Here is a 20,779-nt window from a genome sequence, read left to right as displayed (position 1 = left end):
TTTACATCTCCAATAGTGTTGAAAAATCATTGAAACCGTCTTCTTCATCCGTAAAATCTTGTGAATTAGCTAGTTCATCAGGGTATTTTACTCCTTGAATGCGTTGTAAAGGTGTTAGAAATGCGCCGTAAAGTTCTTGATAAATTTCCCGAATTACAGGATCGGGGTGATTGACACATTCTTCTAAAATGATTCGCATCTGAACCAGCATACTATCTCGCCCAGAATCGCTTTCTCCTTTTGCTGAATTTTTAGCCCAAGCTGCATCCACAAAGTAAACTGATACCGGGCATCCATTCCGCATTCCTCGTCCAATTGTTTGTAAAATCGCAACCATTTGATTAGCTGTAAACGATTTGAATAGTTCAGGGCCTAAACGGCTAGCCATTAACGGTTCACGTAACAATCTATTGGCAGTTCGCCAAAGGTCTTTTCTTGATTGCTGCCAAGAAGTTGCGATCGCATTTAAATCTTCTGTTTCACTAAAAACTCGACTATCAAATTCTTGTGTTGCCTGTCCTGCCAAGCTGTACAACAGCTGCATATCATTCTTTGTCGGATGAGGACGAGTCAGGAAATAAATCGAGCCAATTGCCGCATCTAGTTTTCTTTCCCCTTTGGTGAAAACGATGTTCACACCTCGACCAATTGCCAACATGGGAAAAATTAAAATATCACAGTTTTCATCGTCTCCTAATGCTTCACACTGAGCAGAGGTGATAAAATCCGTCGGTTGTTCTCCATCTCTGAGGGATTTAACAATTGCCTTTGTATGCCGCCCAACTTCAGGATGATAATCATTGATATATTTCTTGATTGTGCGAACCTGATCGTAACTATTGACAACTAAAGCAGCTTTACGACGAATACCAAACTTGACATCAAAATTACGCATGGACTTGTAAATTTCAGATTTAGTAATTCCTCCGCGCACAAGGGCATTCACCATCCGCTTAAGATTATGGTTTTGAAGTTCGCCAGCACCGCTATATTTGAGGGGTTCATCACCACGTTCACTATCTGGAAACCATTTGAAACGATAAACGCTCTGTTCTGGTTTATGTTCTGACTGACGCGGTTTTAGTAAATAATGAGGGCCAGCGTTAATGTGGTAGGCGGGACTAGCTTCTAAAAATGAAGTTGCTGAAGTAATTAAAACGGCTGGGCTTTGATGTCCATCATCTGCGTCTAACAACCGATGAAAGCGATGCATTAACATTCGAGGCGCACCAACAAATGTAATGTAGGACAATTGCACATTTCTGGCGGCGGTACGTGTTGTTTGTGCTTTGGAAAAACTGTATCGCACTCCAGAAAATGAACCTAAAATGCTTTCTGGAATAAATTTTCGGAGTTCTGGTGATGCAGTTGACTCCCCAATGGTTTCACGAATGAATCCCTCTGCAACCATCGTTCTAGTTCCTGGTACAATTCGCTGGTAGCCCACAATTACGAAAGTAACAGTTATAAGTAATTTAGCTAAATCTTCTGCTTCTATTGTTGATAAATGATCTGGAAAACAGAGCTTGAGAAATAATTCAGCAATTTCTTCTACGATCGCATCACGTCGCTTAATCAGATTTTCAGCCAGGTAACGGCGAAAATGACTAATGAGAGTTTTCCATTGCTTTTCAAGGGTTTCACGGTTGTAGCCTAAAATCCGAGGCCACAAATCTGCTTTAAAGTCTTGAGGGTTCTCAACACCTGTGCGATCGTAGAAGGCGTTATATGCTGCTGCTTCCCAAAATTCAGTCAGCGCCCGACTTTTACTAAAGCCTAGTTTGGCTTCTTGTTCATCAAGATCATTCTGCTGAGAGGATTTCTTTAAAGTATTCAATAGTTCGCTAACAATCCGTAATACAGTCAGCAATTGATTTTCGTAGTGTTCTCCCACCCGCGACTTAGACATATTCTGAAGGGTGGTAATTAAGGAAGTATTATGGTTGCCAAATTCTGACAAGTCACGACTGTAAAGTTCTACATCCCGATCAAATAATCGATAGTTCTCGCCACCAGCAAAGCGGTTATGGATTTGTTCTAGAATTACTCGATGAATGGATCGCTCTGAGCCTGAAATACTTAAAGTTGCTGCCCCATAACCATCTAACACTGATTGCACCATGTCGCCTTCGTCAAAAACAACTACGTCGAAGGTACGGGCAATTAATTCAAAATATCGTACTTGTTCCTGAATCGCGTGAGGTGATATTTGAGTATCGAGCGATCGCACATGACCAACCCAAATATTAGCATCCAACAAATCTCGCGGTGCTTTGTTTCGACCGCACATTGTCCATAAAGGACACAGGCATTTCTTCATCTTTCCCTGTTTCCCTCCGCCTTGCAATATCTCGTTGCAAGGTGCGTAACCAAACCCCCACAGGGACATATCGGCAGTTGAAAAGGCTGGTAGGACGCAGTTCATACCAAAAACTTCTGCCTGTTCTAAGGTGTGGGCAAAGCCACCATTACCTCGTGTTGCGATCGCCTCAGCAATATTATCTGCATGACGACGGCGAGTTTCATCACTTTGTCCGACAAGCATTCCCACCTTAACTTGATGAAATGCCAGTTCAGCCATGTACTGTCTAGCAACTTCAATGGAGGGAAAGACAAACATTGCTTTATAGTCATTTAGTCCCAGCCAGATAGCTATCAACACGAGAATGGTTGTTTTACCTGACCCTGGTAAACCAATTAAGTGCTTGATGTCTTCTAATTCCAACACATCATCTTCTTTCCGCAGACCCTTTCCAGCCTCCGATACCATGAGGTCAAAGCGTTCAAAACGATCTGCCCAACTACCAGATCGTCGCTCAGGATCTTGCCTTTCACGCTCGTCCATCTCAATAGCCAGATCGCGCAGTTCACTTAGGGGAATGCGAATTTTTCCTCTTGGTTGGCGGTTGAGGGAATGTGTACGACGCGCAGCAATAGGGGCGGTAATCGGAGTGATTGGCATCCTTACTGCTGTTGACTCTTCACCTAACGCAACCGCCATCTGCTGACGAGGATCGGCAAATGTAAAACCATAGGAGTCGTATGGCAGAGGGGTACTAAGAATTTGACGCGCTTGTGTAATTAAAGAATCTTCTAAAGGGTCTGTTCTTTTAAATTGAAGTGTTTCGATATCAATTTCATACGTCCCTTTAGTGTGGTTGCAGTAATGATGATTGTTATAGAGAGCAATTGCGTGTTTAACTGACTGCTGTGTAACAAAAGTCAGCGACATCTGCCGCATATTGAAAATGGCTTGACGGGCAGGCTCTAATGCAGGTGCATTCAAAATGCTTGCCATGCCTGACATCACTAGCGGCGCATACTCCAGTGAATCAGTATTAATAAACTCCTTCATCAAGACGCAATACCAGCAAATTCGGTCTGCACCTTTCCAAAAATCAGGTTTGGTTCGCATAAGGCATCTTCTTTAAAAAATCAATTACAGAGGAAACCGACATAATTTCTAAACTGGCAGGATCACCCTTTTTATCTAGTGTTGAGATTAGGGTAGAAATGTAGCTTGGGTTATCTTCAATTAAGCGATCGCTCACAGCAAGAATCCGGCGGCGATAGTGAATCAGCCCGCCAATACTACGATTGAGACGCAAAGCCAGAGTCACCGGACTTGTGTAAGATTTGGCATCAATTCCAATTGCCCGTTCGTTAATCGCCACATCACATAAATCAGACTCCGGGTAAAGTTCAGCATTGAGCTTACTTTGTCGGGCTGTATCAAAAATGGCTAATTCGTCAATTGCTGGGCCTGTCCAGTAGGTAAGAATTCGTGGCTCGGCAATTCGTAAAATGTCTTTGGGATCTAGTTTTTCAGATACTTTTGGTGAGTTGTGGCCAATGCACTGGCGAATTGGACATCGCCCTTGTGAAAAAAGTTTTTTGTTGGGATGCGATCGCATCAATGTGCCACAGTGGGCGCAACGGTGTGCTAGTCCATCAACTAGCCAGATATCTGGCACTAAGTTGAAGAAATTTTCAACGATCATTCGCTGTAAAGGGGTCAAGTCATTTTCAATCAAGTAATCTAATAGTTGCCGTTCTCCTATCAGAGAGTACCTACCAAATAACTGTCGTAGCGCGGTGTAAGCTTTATGTTGGCGACGACCACCCAATCGTTCAGTTGCTTCGCATAACTGAGTATATAAGCGATACTCAATTACATTGTCTTCCCCAAAAGCTCCGCTTAGGTTGGCAATCTCTGCACAGTCTGAGGTGGGTACTCGCAAATCTGGATCGATTAAGGTAACGCTAGAAAAGCGAAAGTCTGATTGGTTAAAAACCCCTAACTGCCAGCGATCGCAACCAAGAGGGTATCGAGCATTATCTAAAACAGTATGTACACAAGCAGCGCGATCGCTTAATCCTTCTTCAATATATAGACGGCCCAATTTGCACATTGCTTGATATAGTTCTGGTGGTAGCGTACTATCCTCTTGGCGCACAATTTCTCGACCTGGGAGAACCCGGTCATATTGGCGAAGAATTCCCTGAGCAAGTAACACTACAGCATCTTCAGCCAGATCCATCGCTGGGCGGTGTCCTGTAGGTAAAGGCAAAGAAGTTGCTGAAACTGTAGGTAGCCAAGTAGGATCATGACCTTGAGCCTCTGCAATAATTTGCCTCTCTAAAACATCTTCACCAAAGGAAGGTAAAACTTGAGCGATCGCTGCAAGTGTCCAACCTTTCTTTAATAAGAGAGCAGTTGCCAAACCCTCCAAAACCTGACGAAAGCCAAATTCTTGTCCTTTGGGTTGTGATAAAAGTTGTTTCGTTCTCCACGAACGAACGGTACGCAAGGCAGGTGATTCTATAGATAGTTCAAGCTGTTCAATCTGGCGTTTTAGCTCCTTTGCTAGAGCCTCCGCAGTTCCCTGCCACTGACGCACGTCCTCAAAGTACATAAGTGTAATTGGATATTTTTACATCAATTACTGTTTACACTAAATGATGTAATTTAAAATGTCAATACATCAGCAAGATGCAAAAACTTCTTTTTGCATCTTGGCGCAGTACTAGGGAACTTGGTCAAAATAGTACAAAATCAAATAAATGATGGGCCATTTCCAATTTAGAACAAGGTGCGATCGCTACTTGCCGTCCTTGATTATCTAAAAATATCGCTTGATTATTATCGCTACCAAAACCACTATCAGGTTGATCGATGGGATTGGCAACAATCGCATCTAATTTTTTACTCTGTAACTTTTCTAATGCTGGGTTGACAATATCTCCAGTTTGTGCAGCAAAACCAACTAATATCTGATGCGGCTGTTTATGTTGTGCTAATTGGGAGACTATATCCGGTACAGATTCCAGGGGTAAGGCTTGGGGGAGCGATCGCTTGGGCAATTTCTCTGTACTATAATCTCGTGGCTTCACATCTGCCACGGCTGCTGACATAACAATTACATCAGCGTTGGGTAAATATTCCAGCATTGCCTGCTGCATTTGCTCGGCACTAATGACGGGAATTGCTTGCACTCCTAATGGTACATCCCAATTGGCTGGGCCATGTACTAGGGTGACGTTTGCCCCTCGGTGAAGTGCGGCTAGGGCTAAAGCCAATCCCATTTTACCTGTGGAAGGATTACCAATAAACCTTACTGGGTCAAAAAACTCCCGCGTTCCCCCAGCACTAATCAACACTTGTTTACCTACTAAATCTCGTTTACCTTGAGTGTGTAACAACGATTGGATGTGAGCCAAAATTTCTGGAGGTTCTGCTAATCTACCAGCACCAATGCGATCGCACGCTAGTAAACCTGATGCTGTATTCATTCCATGATATCGGCTATCGATCAATAGCTGTTGCCAATTTCGCTGCACCGATAGCTGTTCCCACATATCCGTATTCATTGCGGGTGCTAACAGCACGGGACAAGTAGAAGCTAGGACGGTATTTGTGAGTAAATTATCAGCCATCCCGTAGGCTAATTTTGCTAATGTATTAGCTGTCAAGGGAGCAATTACCATGACATCTGCCCATTCACCCAACTCAATATGCAAGGGACGAGAGTGAGTTGGTTTCCAGAAATCATCATCGGTGTAGGCGGGATGACGAGATAGGGTAGCCATTGTCAGAGGCGTGATAAATTCTTGCGCCGAACGGGTGAGGATAATTCGGACTTCCACCCCAGTTTTAAACAGCGTTGAAACCAATTCACAAATTTTGTAGGCGGCGATACCGCCACCTACACCTATTAGAACCCTGTTCAATTTTGGATTAGTCATGGTAAAAAGTTAGGAGTAAGTAGTAATTTAGGAGCAAGTAGTTACGAATATTAATTGCCAACTCCTAACTCCTGTACAGACGCAATTAATCGCGTCTCTCCTAACTCTCAACTACGCTTCATCGTAAGGTTCTAAGTCTAAGAGGTAGATATAGGGTTCAACTAACTCTGGACGCTGAAATGCGATCGCTCGTAATAGATGCCAATCATTTAAACCATCAAAAGCATTACTGTAATTATCCAGATCCAGACGTGTAGCCAGTTCTTCTACTTCTGCCGCAGTTATGGCAGCAATTTCTTTCCTGGAAATGCTTAGAGTTGTCATAATGCTCGCCCCTCCCTTATGCAGCACTCGCTTTCAGCATGGGTTAAGTTGCGCTGAACGCAGCCACCCTATATATATTACTCATTAGAAGGCATGGATTTCGTGAAAATTTTCAGCATTTATACCAGAATTTATAAAAAATTCGTAATTCTGACTAGCTAATTGTATTTACAACAAAATTCCGCAGCACCTTTAACGTTTGTGGATTTATTTCATGCCCCATGTCAAATTCATGGTATTCTGCCGCCATTCCTAGAGATTTTAAAGTATCTCGTGCTTTTAAAGCAGCTTGCAGTGGAACAACTTCATCATATTTCCCGTGGCTGATTAAAGTCGGCGGAATATCTCTTTGATCTGCCGTTAGTGCATCAGGATGTAAATACCCGCTCATTACAACTAAGCCTGCTAGTGGCAATTTTGAGCCTACATCTAAAGTCATTGCTCCACCTTGAGAAAATCCACTTAAAATAGTGCGTGACAAAGGTATGCCAGTGGTACTTTCTAAAGATTGCAAAAAATCTATTAGCAGTTTCCGACTTTCTACCAAGCCTTCATACATATTTTCCACCCGCAGGTCATACCATGCCCTCCCTATAGGGGAATAGGGATAAGGATAAGGTGCGTTGGGTAATATAAACTGGTAATCAGATAAGTTGAGCAAGGGTAGCAAAGATGCGACATCCTCAGCATTAGCTCCCCAACCATGCAAAGTAACAATTAACCCTGTGGGGGGTTGAGAAGTTTCGGGGGGAACGGTAATAAATTGTAAAGACAGAGGTTTACTCCTAAAATCTACTTTTCTAATAGATCCTATCTCTTCAAACAGACTTAGTATTTAAGGGCATTTGTTGCTTACCCAAAGAATGGCTATATGTCATGGTGCGAGTAGGAAAAATTTAAATTTTTTGTTTACGAGTACATATTAGCGGAAGTGGAGTAAATCAGAAATTTCACTAAAAGTTAATTTACCTTACATAAAAACCAATTTTTGATATTTTAGGGACTATTGAATCTGAATCCCCAAAAACCATTCGCAGTCAGCATTTTTGATTTGCAAATAACTCTTTAGCCTTAGCCTTTGAAAATGATGTCGTACAGTGACAGCAGAATTTCCACCACAATCAAAATCACCACATACCACTCTACTCGTTGGCTACTGCTATGCTGCATGAACTCCAAGACTGTTTGTGCAGTTTGGGTAATTAGCTCTAATTTGCGTTCCAAAGCAGTGTGACGCTCACGAATTTCGTATTCATCCTCCAAGCGCAGATATAAGTTTTCTAGCTGTGGGGATTCCCAGAGTAACTCTGGCTTATCGATGATCTCAACTCGACCTACAATTTTATGTTGAACTAACAGCGCAGTCCCAAGTTGACGCAGTAATTCCCGACTCTGCCGTCTTTCCCTGTGTTCACGCTGGAGACTAGCTGCAAACGGTTCAATTTGGTCGAATACAGTCGCTAGGCTAGTTTCATAATGAGACAGCACAACACTTTTAGCGAGGATATCAGCCACTATCTGCAAGCGTTCTACACTAAATTCATGCAGTGAAATTTTTCCTTCCTTAACTCTCTCACTCTCTACAATGTTGAGATGAATTTCCACCTCTTCTGTCTCCGGTTCGGCAAAGGAGCCACTAACTTGAGAGGATAGTTTGGTCAAAAAGGCTACCTTTTCTACAGGCTCAAGGTTAAATAGGACAACTGCGCCATAGTCTAGCAGTACCGCACAGCCGTGTTCACCGACTGAAACCATTAATGGCATAGTCGCCAAGGAAACGTAATTCTCCAATGTCTGTAAGTTAATATCCTTACCAAGGAATAGGGCCTGCGCTCTAAATCTATCTGTATCGTTAAAAAGGAGTTTTTGCATTGTCGCCCTGTTTGCTTTTCTGTCTGCTGATCTTGGAGGTTAGCGATCGCAATTAATGCCTGTTATCGGAGATCGCTACAATCTCAGCTTACCAATAAAGCTATCTAGCACTGGCGAAGGTGCGTTTGTATTTCGGTTGAAATTGGTTACACGTTTGGGGAGAATCGTTTTATCAAGGCTAAAGAAGAGTGGGGAGTAAAAGATATTAGGCAATACTACTCGTTTCAGAATTTTAAACTGGAATTTGGTTTGGGGAAAAGGTTATTGGGTTTGGGTTAAAGGTTTTTTCTTTCCCCTTTCCCCTTCCCCTTTTCCCCTTAACAGCTATGCAAAGGAACCGACACTCACAGGTTCAGGAGCAGGCGCATTTGTGGTGAACTGGTTTACTGGACGGGGTAAACCGAGATTTTCGCGCAGTGTACTACCTTCATACTCAGTACGAAATATTCCTCGGCGTTGCAGTTCAGGAATTACTAAGTCTACGAATTCCTCTAAACCCCCAGGTAGCCAGGGTGGCATAATGTTAAATCCATCAGCCCCACCATTGACGAACCAATCTTCTAACTGATCGGCAATATGTTCTGGTGTTCCGAGAATTGTTCGATGTCCCCGCGCTCCTGCAATCCACAAATACAGTTGTCGGATTGTTAAATTCTCTCTGCGGGCAAGATCGGTAATCAGCTGTAAGCGGCTTTTGCCACCATTGGTATCTGGCAAATCCGGCAGCGGCCCATCTAGGGGATATTTGGACAAATCATGGCCACCCACTAGCCCAGAAAGCAGCCCCAATCCTACCAAGGGATGGATCAACTCTTGAAGTTGCTCATATTTATCCTTAGCTTCTTGCTCAGTCTTACCAATTACCGGGAATACCCCTGGCATAATTTTGAGGTGGTCAGGGGAACGTCCGTATTTAGCCAATCTCCCCTTGACGCTGGCGTAGAAGGCTTGAGCTTCTGCTAATGTCTGTTGTGCAGTGAAAATCGCCTCTGCTGTTTGGGCAGCTAAATCCTGTCCAGCCTCGGAAGATCCAGCTTGTACGATTACTGGATATCCTTGTGGTGGACGCGCCACATTGAGCGGCCCGCGCACCGAGAAATATTTGCCCTTGTGGTGGGGAATATGCAACTTTTCTGCATCGAAGTAAATACCTGACTCCTTATTATGCAGAAAAGCATCGTCTTCCCAACTGTCCCAAAGTTTGGTGACAACATCCACAAATTCCCTCGCCCGTTCATAGCGCAGCGAGTGTTCTAGGTGGTTTTCTTGGCTGAAATTCTGCGCTGCGGCTTCAGCAGCAGAGGTTACAAGATTCCATCCGGCACGACCACCGCTAAGATAATCTAGTGATGCAAACTTGCGGGCGAGATGAAAAGGTTCATCATAGGTTGTTGATGATGTCGCCACCAATCCGATATTTTCTGTCACTGCGGAGAGAGCCGACAATAAGGTTAAAGGTTCAAAGTGGACACTGAATTGTCCCGAACGGCTAAAAGCCTCAGCCCCTTGCCCTCGATCCCAGACGGCTAAACCATCTGCGAGGAAAAGCATATCAAATTTACCCCGTTCAGCCGTTTGTGCTAGCTGCTTGTAATGTTGGAAGTTTAGACCTCCATCAGCCGGGGTGTTGGGATGTCGCCATGCTGCCACGTGATGACCACTACCGGGTAAAAATGCTCCGAGTTTAAGTTGTTTTTTTGTACTCATGTTTGTATTTGCAAAGTCGTACTTATACTTTGAAAAAATCTGGTAAATAAATTAGGAAATCTTGGAAAGATATTTCAGTGGCATCTACTAATCTGTCATGTTTAAATTGATAGATAAGCAAGTTGGTAGTCAGGACTTTAGTACTTAGAAAATAAGGACTAAAGTCCTTACTACAAACCCTCAAAACTAGCTTGACAAAGTGCTATTTTGAGTCTCCATCCAAAGTCAATGGAAGGTTAAGCCAGCAAAGGGGAGTGGGGAACAGGCAGCAGGGGGAGTGGAGTTGAAAGACTCATCCACGAGTATTAAAGACTCATCCACGAGTATCAAAGACTCATCCACGAGTATCAAAGACTCATCCACGAGTATTAAAGACTCATCCACGAGTATCAAAGACTCATTCACGAGTGTTAAAGACTCATCCACAAGTATCAAAGACTCATCCACGAGTATTAAGGACTCATCCACGAGTATCAAAGACTCATCCACGAGTATCAAAGACTCATGCGCGAGTATTAAAGACTCGTTCACGAGTATCAAAGACTCATCCCCTATTCCCAATGCCCCATGCCCAATGCCCAAGTATCAAGTATTATGCAGCCACCGCCTCACGTCGGTTGTACTCAGAAGCGTCTCCTTTGATAGCCTCACTTTGCTTACCATCGATACCAACGGGGAGATCGCCAACAATTGTCACGCGTTGAACGTGGCGGGGCTGATCGCCATAATCTGCGATCGCATAATGTTGAGTAGCCCGATTATCCCAAAAGGCTACGTCACCAACTTGCCAACGCCAACGCACTGTATTCTCTGGACGTGTTACGTATGCTTGTAACAGTCGCAGAATATCATCTGATTCAGTTGTTGATAAGCCACGGAACTGGCGCACAAATCCGCCGATGAATAGTCCCCGCTCTCCAGATTCGGGATGGATGCGTACAACTGGGTGCAGAGTCTCGTATACAGTCGAGGTAAAGACAGCTCGATGAGCTTTGATATCTTCAGGTAGGTCGAATCCAGTTGCATAATCGTAGGCGTTGCTATGTACTGCCCAAAGTTGGTCTGCAAGATTACGCAGATGGATAGGTAAATCTTGGTAAGCAGTCACGGAGTTTGCCCAGATTGTATCGCCACCTGTTGGGGGAATGTCAAGCGCTCGTAAGATAGAGCCGAGAGGAGGACGATCTACAAATGTTACATCTGTATGCCAGTTATTGGCGCGGGAAGTAGTGCGGCCATAGTTCAGGTCTAAGACTTCTGGGTTTTCTGGCAGCGATGGTACAGTGGGGTGGGCTGTAGTAACTTCACCGAAACGACGAGCGAAGGCTACCTGTCCCTCAGCATCAAGTTGTTGCTGACCACGGAAAAAGATCACTTTGTGTTTGACTAGAGTTTTGCGAATATCGCTGATGATGTCGTCGCTGAGGTTAGAACTCAGATTAACACCAATAATTTCAGCACCGATACGTCCTGCAACTGGTTTGATATCAAAGTATTGAGAACCCATGTTTTTATCTCCAATAAATTTATGTTTTTACAAGATGTAACGCGATGTGCGGCTTATTCTTGAAACCCCTCTCCAAACCTCTCCCCGAAACGGGGAGAGGCTTTGATTCTTGCTCCCCTTCCCTTGTAGGGAAGGGGTTGGGGGTTAGGTCTGAGAGAAAACGGCGTGATATAGAGACGCGATGAATCGCGTCTCTACTGTTAAACACCAGGAGTAGAACCGCCATCAACGATAATCTCTGTTCCTGTAATCGATGCAGCAAGATCCGACACCAAAAATAACGCTAACGCGGCAATTTCTTCTGGTTGGGCGATTCTTTTTAAAGGAATACTTTGGATGTTTTGTGCCTTCACTTGCTCGACGGTGATGCCTTGCGCTTGGGCGTTTTGTCGAGCTAAAGTCTCAGCACGCTCAGTAGCTGTAGCACCGGGTGATATGGCATTAATGCGAATCTTGTACTCGGCTAACTCTTTAGAAATGCCCTTTGTAAAATTGAGTAGAGCCGCATTGCTTGTACCACCAGCTAGGAAGTTAGGGCGAGGTGTACGTCCTGCACCACCAACTATATTGACAATCCGTCCATCACCGCGACTTTTTTGATGGGGGACGACGGCTCTAACTAAGCGGATGTAGCCCAATAATTTTAAGTTCCAAGCATCCAAGAATAAATCATCAGTGGATTCAAGGAAAGATCCAGCACGGGCTGAACCAGCGTTATTAATCAAGATATCAATCTGACCAAACTGGGCCAAGGTGGTTGAAACAACTTTCTCAACATCCTCTGCTTTCGTTAAATCAGCGCTGATGGCAATAACTTTCGCGCCTGGCGTGGGTAAGGACTGGATGTCAGCTACTGCATTTTCTAGTCTTTCTTGACTGCGGGCTGCGATCGCAACATTTACACCTTCACTATAAAGGGCTTTGGCAGTAGCTAACCCAATTCCTGCACTTCCTCCTGTAACAATCGCGGTTTTACCTGATAGTTTTAGTTCTAAACTCATACAAATTTACCCTCACAAATGTAAGTAATTTATTTACGAACCAATAATATTGACGATTGAGAGCCTGTATTGTGGATATCCAAGATGCTTTGCCTTTCCTCAGATGTACAACCCAGAAGTATCTTGATTTCTGTATCCCGTTTTTCTAAATCAACACTACAAATAACGGCAGTTACGGTTTGACTAGACAAGCTACCTATCCAAACATCAATATCATTTCCATCTCCAGATTGAGTATCTTGCAAATATCCATAGTCCAGTGGATAAATAAAAGATGGATAACGTGGATGTGATGTCCCTTTTTGGCGATCTATCTTGATCTGACTAGCAGCTACAAGCCGATCTAATTTGAACCAGAAGTCAGCATAATTCGTAATTATCACCCCACTGATAAATCTGCTTGATTGCAGCAAAAAATAAAATTAGTCTCTATCCAGAAATGAGTGCATAAAAATAGAATTAATTACGAATTATTCGGTAATACTTCAGTTGTAAATATGCAACACAGCCTTACCAGGAAAACGCCTGTCGAGTAGTTGTTGGGCTACGTCAGCTATTTGTGTCCAAGGAGCTTCTAAATCAATGTGAGGATGCAATTGACCGGCTTCTACTAGACTCAAAAGTCGTTTTAGACCGACTGCGGCTGATTCAAATCTCAATTCATCGAACAGACGTAAACCATACAGGCTCACGCTACCAGTCCCGAAAAATTGGGCAGCGTTGAATGTCACTTCTGCTCCCCCAGATACTCCATACAGCACAGTTTTTCCATCTTGCGCCAGTAAGCCAAGGGCTACCCCCAAAGTCTTACCACCCACTGACTCTATAATTAGATGATAGGGGCCATACTCACTAGCAGGTGAAAGGTCTTCGCCAATCACTACCGATTGTGCCCCTGCTTCTCTAACCAAAGTTTCATAGCCAGGTTGACGAATATGTGCTGTTACTTGCGCTCCTGACAGTTGCGCCAATTGGATAGCGAAGTAACCAACGCCTCCTGATGCACCTGTAACCAGAACTGGACGACCTAAAAGTGAACCACCTTTTATCACTGCATGATACGCGGTTAAACCCGCTACAGGTAGGGTGGCAGCTTGAGCAAAAGATACCGATGGCGGCAGTTCAGCTAAGGCGTTAGTAGGAACAGATACAAGTTCCGCCCAAGCACCGGCGCGGCGTAAGCCAACTACACGCGCTCCTTGGGGAGGTCCAGACCCATCAGCCGCAGGGATTTCTACTACACCTGCCAAGTCCCAACCAGGCTGCCAACCAGCCTCAGCAGTGGTTGAACGTTTTATTTCTCCGCGATTCAGAGAAATCGCCGCTACCCTGACTAGAGCTTCATCTGGGGCAGACTTTGGTGCATTCACTTCACTCAGTGCCAAACGCCCCGGCACATTGGGGTCAACAATCACAGCACGTATTTTGCTCATAAGGTTGCCCTGGCTTAGAGATTAATTTCTAGTTCGTTGGTTTGCAATGTACGGTCTGCAATAGATAAACTCGATAGATTACTTATTTATTCTTAATTCCAAATCTCTGTAACTAGATTAACGAAATTTTATTAACTACGGTAACACAATAGGCTTACAGTATTTTTGGAACGTAAGAAGAAAATTATCACAGACAGCCAGAATAATCAAGCACCTGGCAAAAAGATTTGTTGCATCAATGCTTACATCTATTGCTGTGTTGTAAGCTAGTCCCTGTCAACCTCCTACCTGGCTGTATGACTAGCTGCTCTCCAACTGTCTCTAGATTTTGCTAGGTAATATGGGTAAATTCAAAATTCAAAACTTTTATATCTTTGATCTAATGAAACTCAAGCGTTATTTCTGGATAACTATTTTAACCATTACTGCATTATTTGTTGCTATTCTACCCGCTAGAACTCAGCAATATACACCATCAAATACCTTGTTTCAAGCATCAACAATTAGCGCTCTTGCAGTGGGAATTTTTGACGGCAATACTAATTTTCAGCAGTTGAGAAAACACGGTAATTTTGGTTTGGGGACAGTAAATGCTCTAGATGGAGAAATGGTTGGATTAGATGGCAAATTTTACCAGATAAAAGCTGATGGAGTTGCTTCTGTTATTCCTGATTCAATGACAAGCCCTTTTGCTACAGTCACCTTTTTTCAACCAGAAACATTAATTAATCTAGAAGGGCGGATGAATTATAAACAATTGCAGCAATCTTTAGATCAGCGCTTACCAACTAAAAATTATCCTTATGCAATTCGTATCCAAGGTAATTTTCCTTATCTAAAATTTAGAATTCCTCCTAAACAAACTCCGCCGTATCGTTCTTTAACTGAAGCACTAAAAGAACAATTAATTTTTGAATTAAGGAATATCAATGGCACTTTAGTCGGTTTTCGCACACCCGAATATATGAAAGGAGTAAATGTTAATGGCTATCACTTTCATTTCATCGCTGCAAATCGGACAACTGGAGGGCATATCTTAGATGGACAATTCCAAAATGCTAAAATAGAAATTGATCCCTTATCAAACGTTGAGATAAATTTGCCCAAGAGTGCTGAATTTGTGCAGGCTGATTTGGGAGATAACAAACCTGTTGAAGTCAACAGAGTTGAACGTAAGTAAATATTTTTGAATAAAAACTATGTCACTACCAGAAACTATTGCAAAACAAACAGATGCCCGCCCACCTGTGGCGATTGGGCATGTAAGATTATATGTGAGTAATGTACCCGAGTCCAGCGATTTTTTCGTCAAGATAGGACTGCGATTGATTACCCAATCAGAACAATTAGCTGTTTTGGAATTACGGGGAGGAACGCACTTAGTTTTGAGAACAAGTTCAGAGGCGATCGCACCTGGAGTCAATGCACCTTTTGATCTGATGGTAGATGATGTTGTCGCCACCAGAGATACTTTTAAGAAATGGGGACTGACTGTTTCTGAGATCGAAACAGGCAGAATCCACAGTTCATTTACCTTAACTGGGCCGGATGGCTATTTATTGACGGTGACTTCTTCACACACAGGCGGTAGAGAAGTTTAACAATCAAAGAGAAAGGTCTTAGCCGTCACAATTGGGTGTAGTGCGTAATTGGTAGCGATGCCTACTACGGCGTGCGCCAACGCACTATCTTAGCGACGCAACCCAATTACCCGCTCTAAGTCTGCTCCTGTAAAAATTGCATCGGTGACATTAGCATTGGTCAAATTTGTATCTTCTAGATCAGCTTTCGTAAAATTAGCTTTGCTGAGGTTCGCTCCCGTCAAATTTGCCTTTCCTAAGTCTGCATCAGTTAAATCAGCGCCACTCAGGTTAGCATTACTCAGATTAGTTTCATCTAAGTCAGCGTCAATTAGGATGGCATTACTTAGATCGACTCCGTTGAGATCGGCTTTATCTAGGTTAGCGCCTCGGAGGTTACAGCCTTGACATTTTCTGGTGGATAAAAGCTGTTGAACTGGATCGCTTGTCGCAGTTACAAGGGTGGGAGGGGTTGGAACACTCTCTGGATTTTGCTGATTTGTTTGTAGAGGTGTAGTTGGAACGGGGGCTAGATTTGGTTCTGCCGCCTGTGGTTGTTCAGGTTTAGAACATCCCATTACAACTCCTGCTGCTAACATAGCGATCGCAGCTAGACTAATTCTTTTCTTTACAGCTACAGACTTCAATTTTTGATAAACCTCTTCTACTTTACATCAATTCTTAATTTAGCAATTCAGGCAGTAATGCCAATCTATCTTAAGTTTAAAAAAATGATAATTTAGCTTGTTAGTTCTGGGTTAGATCACAAAATGAAAATATACTCTCACTGACTCTGTTTAGAATCACTAAGAGGTTATTTGAAAAGGTATTTATTAGCACCAGGTTTGCACAACATGACCCTTTAACTGTTGTCCTAACCAAGGTGTATTTTGTGAAAGTGTATAAAGACTTTTTCGTTCAACATTCCAGATTTTCTGGGGGTCAAATAAAGTAAGTTCTGCTGGTTGATGAGGTACGATTGCACTAACTTCTTGCCCCAAACATTTTGCTGGACGGGTACTTAATGCCCGCCATAATTCTAAAGCTGTAAATTCCTCAGTTTCAACGAGATATTGCCACAGCAAAGGTAATGCTAATTCTAAACCAATTGCTCCTGGAGGGGCTTCAGCAAAGGCTTGGACTTTTTCTTCGTAGCTGTAGGGTGTGTGATCGATAGCGATCGCATCGATCACACCCGCACGTACTCCTGCACGCAACGCCGCGACATCACGCGGATTTCCTAAAGGCGGGTCTAAATGCAAGCTAGTGTGATAACTCTTAACTGCTTTTGTATCAAGTAAAAGGTGCATCCAGGTGGTGCTGGCGGTGATGGGTAAACCAGCAGCCTTGGCTGAGGCGATTAATTCCACGCTGCGAGATGTGGAGACGCGCATGATGTGGACTGGTGTACCGATGGCTGCAACCAATTCAAGCATTGCTGCGATCGCAGTAGTTTCTGCGCTGGCGGGTATTGGGGGTAAACCGAAACGGAGGGCATCTGCCCCTTCTCTCATTACACCATTTGCAGTTAACTGGCGATCGCTCGGCCAAAATGCGACTGGTTTGCCCAACGGCTGGAGATACTCTAACACTCGCCGCACCAGCGCCAAATTTTCAAAGGGCTTACCATCACTAAAACCAACAACTCCAGCAGACGCTAAATCTGCTAATTCTGTCATTTGGTTTCCAGCAACATCTAGGGTGATAGCACCCCAGATATTAAGCAGGGGGAGGCGAGAGGCAGGGGGGGCAGGGGAAACAGGGAAAGACAAATTAATTTTCTTTTTGTCCCTTATTTCCTTCATCTCGCCGTGTCTTTTCTGCTGCAACTGGGACACAAGTGCAGGGTTATCAATAGCTGGGGATGTATCGGGTAAGATGCTAACTCTGGTAAAGCCGCCAGCAGTAGCAGCGTGTAAAAAAGACAATAGGGTTTCCCGTTCTTCAAATCCTGGTTCACCGGAGTGGCTATACAAATCCACTAACCCAGGCCCGAGAACTAATCCCTGACAATCTCTAATTTGAGTATTGGGATGAATATCAGCAATGTGCGAAGCCACTTCTTGGATATAACCATCAGCAATCAGCACATCAAAGAGTTCGTCGATTTCAGAAACTGGGTCAATCACTCGTACTTTTTGCAGCAGTTCAGTCATAAAACTTTTTAGTTAGGAGTTAAGAATAAAGTTAGGAATTAGAAGTTATAAGTTATGAGTCATCAGTTATTTGTTCCTTGCTCATCATTTTTAACTTTATTCATCACTCATAATTTTTCACTCCTAACTTTATTCCTCACTCCTCACTCTTTACTCAGCAATCACAACGCTCCTGCTGCTGTTTTATCTAGTACGCCTCCACCAAAGTGAGTAGTGATGTTCATCGCTTGCAATACTGGTAAACCATCGATTCCAGAAGGGTAGTCGATAACGCTGACTGCGCCATTACCCTGGCGGAAATTCCAGAAATTTTCTAGCGATAAACCCAGAATGTGACAAAGTAGAGTTTTATTTGTAGCGTCATGAGCTACTACTAATACAGTTTTGAATTGATTAGTTAATGCTGCTTCTACAATTGATTGCCAAGCTGCAACGCTGCGTTCCCAAACCTCTTGCAAATTTTCACCTTCAGGCATTTGCACTTGGGCGGGTACTAAGCGCCAGCGCTGCAACTCTCCGGGAAATTCTTGTTCTATTTCTGTTTCTAATTTTCCTTCCCAGAGTCCGTGGCTGATTTCTCTTAAACCATCTTGCAAGTCTAACTTTACATTAGGATGCTGTTTTAAGATAATCTCGGCTGTTTCTTTCGGGCGCAGCATTGTGCTACTTACTGCAAAATCAATCGCTACCTCTTGGAGAAATTCGCCTGCTTTTTGCGACTGTTGTCTACCGTTGTCGTTGAGGGGGACATCAATTTGTCCTTGAAATCGGGTTTGGCGATTCCAGTCGGTTTCGCCGTGACGCACCAGCAACAACCTGACTCCTTGATGATCTGGTCGCAATGAGGGTAAAGTTTCTCCTGTATGTTGGGTCTGATTTAAAGATTCTAGCTGGACTGGTTCGCCCAATCCTCCAGCAAAATTAAGTACGCTGATGCCACAGTTAGACTGCTGTATGGAATGGTAGCGACTTGCAGGGATTCCCAAGGCTGTGCTAATTAGGGCGCGATTAATGCCGTTATGTCCCACTATGAGAATAGTTTCGCCTTGATGCTGAGACAAAGTTTCTTGCCAAAACTGCCGCGCTTGTTCGTATAAAGCAAGAACAGGAAAATGTTCTCTTGTTCCCTGTGCATCATTTAGCAGCATCCGCAGTTCGTCTGGGCGTTGATGCCAAGTGCGGTAGTCTTCGGCAAATTTTTGCTTAACTTCAGCAGTTAGCAGTGCTTCCCATAAAGGAAGGTCGATTTCTAGTAGTAAATCAGAAACTTGAATTACAGCAGATTGTTCAGAATGAGTAGCTAACTCACTATGGATAATATCTGCTGTGTGTTTCGCTCGTTGCAGAGGACTGCTGTAAATAGCATTAAATAAAATATTGCTGAGGGCTTTGCCAGCTTTACTGGCATCGTTACGACCTTTCTCGGTTAATGTTGACGCATCAGTGCGTCCCTGAATACGCCGCTCGGTGTTATAACCACTTTGACCGTGGCGCACAATGATGACACGAGTCATCTCAAAGCCCTCCTGTATCTAGACGATTAATTTTACTGCAAAATGATTGCAGAATTACCGACTCAGGAAAGCGGATTTAGTTAAAAGGGTGGTTAGGAATCGCAACTATACAGGCAAAACCCACCTCTGTGGGTTTCAAACCCTCAATTATTTCCTTAATCAGCCACGCCAGTAGGGTGTGTTATGCCGTAGGCTAACGCACCGTAAATTGTTGATGGTGCATTGCGCTATGCGACAACACACCCTACATGAAAGCGTCAATTTTATACCTGATTATTCTCTCCCTAAATCTAATTGTACTTGCAATCCATCGTTGTCATTGCCAGACTGAGCGGGTGTTAAGAAAACAGAAGTATCTGGCTGTGATAATGTCTCGTTAAAGTGGATTTTGACTGGAGTTTTGTCTCTTCTATTATTGTTAGAGATTGTTGCTGGATTAGTTTGCTCAAAAAACTTTCCAAAGTCATCTTGGGCTGTTCTGTTATCAATTCCGACTAGAGAATCACCAGTTAATCTGTATTGTCCTGAATTTAAGCTTGATGCTGGTGACTGGGCGTACACCTGGCTTCCTAAGCTTGCAAAAGCTGTGGCAATTCCCAACAAAGCAATAATTTTGGCGTTCATTTTTTTGTCCAAATTATCTTTAATATTGCTTGTCTTTATTCTCTGGGCAAATTATTTTAATTAACTCTATCGTTAGGTTCTACTACAATAATTGTATTGCGTATATACTTGGCTCGTCAATTATTTCTGCTCTATGTTGAGTTTAGTAATACATCTTAATTTAAGTAAGTTGGCGTAAATAATTGTCGTTGGGATAAGGCAATAAGCAATAAGTAGAAGGGTTTTAGGCTAGTTCATTTTTATTTACATAGTTATGATTTTATTATGCAAACTTACTTAATTGTTCAGGAGGTGTGTTAAGTGTGTGGTTCTGGTCAGAAGAAGAAGATTCAGGTGAATATGAGATATTCAAGCAATACGAACGAGCATTAGTAGCCATTGGGGTAAATTTTTCCCTTGATGGAGTCCAAACTGCCCTTGAAGACTGCACTTATGGGTTAGAAGATGCTTTGAGAAGAACAATTGAATACATACTGTGGTTACAAGGACAGGAAAGAGAGGTTTTCCCAAACGCTATTTTAATTCGAGTTTTGCAGGAGCAATGGAAACCTGTGGCATGGCGTGATGAATACATGGAACTACCGCTATTGCAATCGGCAGGTCAAAGGTGGTGGAATGCCGCAGTTTCCAAATGGGGATATGATGTGCGTAATCGGCTAGTTGCTGATGTGTTTTATGACAACGGGCAAGAATTTATTCAATTCACCAACGGTAAAGAAATATTGGTAGAGACTGCTTGGCATTGGGAGTGGGAACGATTGCTGGAATATGCTCTTTAGTTGAAGTGCGATGTCTACGACGGGCTACGCCTACGC

19 protein-coding genes are annotated in these 20,779 nt (G+C 43.3%); 3 read left to right on the top strand and 16 right to left on the bottom strand.

Going from position 1 to position 20,779, the window contains the following annotated elements; genetic code table 11:
• Position 1 precedes the first annotated feature (1 nt).
• The 12 genes from H6G86_RS06420 to H6G86_RS06365 form a co-directional block, all read right to left on the bottom strand.
• The gene (locus H6G86_RS06420; RefSeq protein WP_190933624.1) at positions 2-3,415 is read right to left on the bottom strand and encodes a pPIWI_RE_Z domain-containing protein; all 3,414 of its coding nucleotides are present in this window, start codon (positions 3,413-3,415) and stop codon (positions 2-4) included.
• Complete coding sequence (locus H6G86_RS06415; RefSeq protein ID WP_190933623.1) at positions 3,399-4,916, bottom strand: restriction endonuclease-related protein; 1,518 nt, start codon at positions 4,914-4,916, stop codon at positions 3,399-3,401. Before H6G86_RS06415 ends, H6G86_RS06420 begins: the two co-directional genes overlap by 17 nt.
• Before the next feature lie 124 nt (positions 4,917-5,040).
• On the bottom strand, positions 5,041-6,246 hold the full coding sequence (gene coaBC, locus H6G86_RS06410; RefSeq protein WP_190933622.1) for a bifunctional phosphopantothenoylcysteine decarboxylase/phosphopantothenate--cysteine ligase CoaBC: 1,206 nt from the start codon (positions 6,244-6,246) through the stop codon (positions 5,041-5,043).
• 111 nt (positions 6,247-6,357) lie between these two features.
• Positions 6,358-6,570 carry a protein IsiD gene (isiD, locus tag H6G86_RS06405; RefSeq protein WP_012412287.1) on the bottom strand — a complete coding sequence of 71 codons (213 nt, stop codon included), beginning with the start codon at positions 6,568-6,570 and terminating at the stop codon, positions 6,358-6,360.
• A gap of 154 nt (positions 6,571-6,724) precedes the next feature.
• Positions 6,725-7,330, bottom strand: coding sequence for an alpha/beta hydrolase (locus H6G86_RS06400; protein ID WP_190933675.1), 606 nt, complete (start codon positions 7,328-7,330; stop codon positions 6,725-6,727).
• A 311-nt stretch (positions 7,331-7,641) separates the two neighbouring features.
• Positions 7,642-8,442 carry an RMD1 family protein gene (locus H6G86_RS06395; RefSeq protein WP_114084210.1) on the bottom strand — a complete coding sequence of 267 codons (801 nt, stop codon included), beginning with the start codon at positions 8,440-8,442 and terminating at the stop codon, positions 7,642-7,644.
• A gap of 324 nt (positions 8,443-8,766) precedes the next feature.
• Entirely contained in the window at positions 8,767-10,149 is a 1,383-nt protein-coding gene (locus tag H6G86_RS06390) for an LLM class flavin-dependent oxidoreductase (protein ID WP_190933621.1), read from the bottom strand.
• Between the two features lie 225 nt (positions 10,150-10,374).
• A complete protein-coding gene (locus H6G86_RS06385; protein WP_242064712.1) occupies positions 10,375-10,617 on the bottom strand; it encodes a hypothetical protein in 243 nt (80 codons plus the stop codon).
• Positions 10,618-10,741: 124 nt separating this feature from the next.
• On the bottom strand, positions 10,742-11,656 hold the full coding sequence (locus tag H6G86_RS06380; protein ID WP_190933620.1) for a TauD/TfdA dioxygenase family protein: 915 nt from the start codon (positions 11,654-11,656) through the stop codon (positions 10,742-10,744).
• 200 nt (positions 11,657-11,856) lie between these two features.
• Complete coding sequence (locus H6G86_RS06375; RefSeq protein ID WP_190933619.1) at positions 11,857-12,657, bottom strand: SDR family oxidoreductase; 801 nt, start codon at positions 12,655-12,657, stop codon at positions 11,857-11,859.
• Positions 12,658-12,686: 29 nt separating this feature from the next.
• Positions 12,687-13,070, bottom strand: a complete 384-nt coding sequence (locus tag H6G86_RS06370; RefSeq protein ID WP_199338172.1) for a hypothetical protein — start codon at positions 13,068-13,070, stop codon at positions 12,687-12,689.
• 72 nt (positions 13,071-13,142) lie between these two features.
• Positions 13,143-14,090 carry a zinc-binding dehydrogenase gene (locus tag H6G86_RS06365; RefSeq protein ID WP_190933618.1) on the bottom strand — a complete coding sequence of 316 codons (948 nt, stop codon included), beginning with the start codon at positions 14,088-14,090 and terminating at the stop codon, positions 13,143-13,145.
• Positions 14,091-14,472: 382 nt separating this feature from the next.
• Here H6G86_RS06365 and budA point away from each other — a divergent pair, with 382 nt between their 5' ends.
• Positions 14,473-15,270 (top strand): acetolactate decarboxylase, encoded by a 798-nt coding sequence (budA, locus tag H6G86_RS06360; protein ID WP_190933617.1) that lies wholly within the window; start codon positions 14,473-14,475, stop codon positions 15,268-15,270.
• A gap of 19 nt (positions 15,271-15,289) precedes the next feature.
• The gene (locus H6G86_RS06355) at positions 15,290-15,691 is read left to right on the top strand and encodes a VOC family protein (RefSeq protein WP_190933616.1); all 402 of its coding nucleotides are present in this window, start codon (positions 15,290-15,292) and stop codon (positions 15,689-15,691) included.
• A gap of 89 nt (positions 15,692-15,780) precedes the next feature.
• Here the strand turns inward: H6G86_RS06355 and H6G86_RS06350 are convergent, their stop codons facing one another.
• From H6G86_RS06350 to H6G86_RS06335, 4 genes are all read right to left on the bottom strand, one after another.
• Entirely contained in the window at positions 15,781-16,317 is a 537-nt protein-coding gene (locus H6G86_RS06350; protein ID WP_242064710.1) for a pentapeptide repeat-containing protein, read from the bottom strand.
• 186 nt (positions 16,318-16,503) lie between these two features.
• The gene (locus tag H6G86_RS06345; RefSeq protein WP_190933615.1) at positions 16,504-17,826 is read right to left on the bottom strand and encodes a dihydroorotase; all 1,323 of its coding nucleotides are present in this window, start codon (positions 17,824-17,826) and stop codon (positions 16,504-16,506) included.
• Positions 17,827-17,987: 161 nt separating this feature from the next.
• Positions 17,988-19,340, bottom strand: coding sequence for a histidine phosphatase family protein (locus H6G86_RS06340; RefSeq protein ID WP_190933614.1), 1,353 nt, complete (start codon positions 19,338-19,340; stop codon positions 17,988-17,990).
• Between the two features lie 273 nt (positions 19,341-19,613).
• On the bottom strand, positions 19,614-19,964 hold the full coding sequence (locus H6G86_RS06335) for a hypothetical protein (protein ID WP_190933613.1): 351 nt from the start codon (positions 19,962-19,964) through the stop codon (positions 19,614-19,616).
• Between the two features lie 302 nt (positions 19,965-20,266).
• Here H6G86_RS06335 and H6G86_RS06330 point away from each other — a divergent pair, with 302 nt between their 5' ends.
• Positions 20,267-20,743: a hypothetical protein gene (locus tag H6G86_RS06330; protein WP_190933612.1), complete on the top strand. Its 477-nt coding sequence runs from the start codon at positions 20,267-20,269 to the stop codon at positions 20,741-20,743.
• The last annotated feature ends 36 nt before the right edge of the window (positions 20,744-20,779 follow it).

The sequence above is a fragment of the Nostoc sp. FACHB-133 genome, assembly GCF_014698055.1.
Taxonomy (GTDB): Bacteria; Cyanobacteriota; Cyanobacteriia; order Cyanobacteriales; family Nostocaceae; genus Nostoc.
The sequence above is the reverse complement of the archived record's forward strand: the minus strand, read 5'-3'. Positions and strand labels throughout refer to the sequence as shown.

What these genes read in the sequence shown, in the direction of transcription:
- coaBC (WP_190933622.1), bottom strand. Translation starts at nt 6,246, where the DNA reads ATGACTAATCCAAAATTGAACAGGGTTCTAATAGGTGTAGGTGGCGGT.
- H6G86_RS06420 (WP_190933624.1), bottom strand. Translation starts at nt 3,415, where the DNA reads ATGCGAACCAAACCTGATTTTTGGAAAGGTGCAGACCGAATTTGCTGG.
- H6G86_RS06375 (WP_190933619.1), bottom strand. Translation starts at nt 12,657, where the DNA reads ATGAGTTTAGAACTAAAACTATCAGGTAAAACCGCGATTGTTACAGGA.
- isiD (WP_012412287.1), bottom strand. Translation starts at nt 6,570, where the DNA reads ATGACAACTCTAAGCATTTCCAGGAAAGAAATTGCTGCCATAACTGCG.
- H6G86_RS06395 (WP_114084210.1), bottom strand. Translation starts at nt 8,442, where the DNA reads ATGCAAAAACTCCTTTTTAACGATACAGATAGATTTAGAGCGCAGGCC.
- H6G86_RS06345 (WP_190933615.1), bottom strand. Translation starts at nt 17,826, where the DNA reads ATGACTGAACTGCTGCAAAAAGTACGAGTGATTGACCCAGTTTCTGAA.
- H6G86_RS06380 (WP_190933620.1), bottom strand. Translation starts at nt 11,656, where the DNA reads ATGGGTTCTCAATACTTTGATATCAAACCAGTTGCAGGACGTATCGGT.
- budA (WP_190933617.1), top strand. Translation starts at nt 14,473, where the DNA reads ATGAAACTCAAGCGTTATTTCTGGATAACTATTTTAACCATTACTGCA.
- H6G86_RS06365 (WP_190933618.1), bottom strand. Translation starts at nt 14,090, where the DNA reads ATGAGCAAAATACGTGCTGTGATTGTTGACCCCAATGTGCCGGGGCGT.
- H6G86_RS06340 (WP_190933614.1), bottom strand. Translation starts at nt 19,340, where the DNA reads ATGACTCGTGTCATCATTGTGCGCCACGGTCAAAGTGGTTATAACACC.
- H6G86_RS06335 (WP_190933613.1), bottom strand. Translation starts at nt 19,964, where the DNA reads ATGAACGCCAAAATTATTGCTTTGTTGGGAATTGCCACAGCTTTTGCA.
- H6G86_RS06415 (WP_190933623.1), bottom strand. Translation starts at nt 4,916, where the DNA reads ATGTACTTTGAGGACGTGCGTCAGTGGCAGGGAACTGCGGAGGCTCTA.
- H6G86_RS06390 (WP_190933621.1), bottom strand. Translation starts at nt 10,149, where the DNA reads ATGAGTACAAAAAAACAACTTAAACTCGGAGCATTTTTACCCGGTAGT.
- H6G86_RS06355 (WP_190933616.1), top strand. Translation starts at nt 15,290, where the DNA reads ATGTCACTACCAGAAACTATTGCAAAACAAACAGATGCCCGCCCACCT.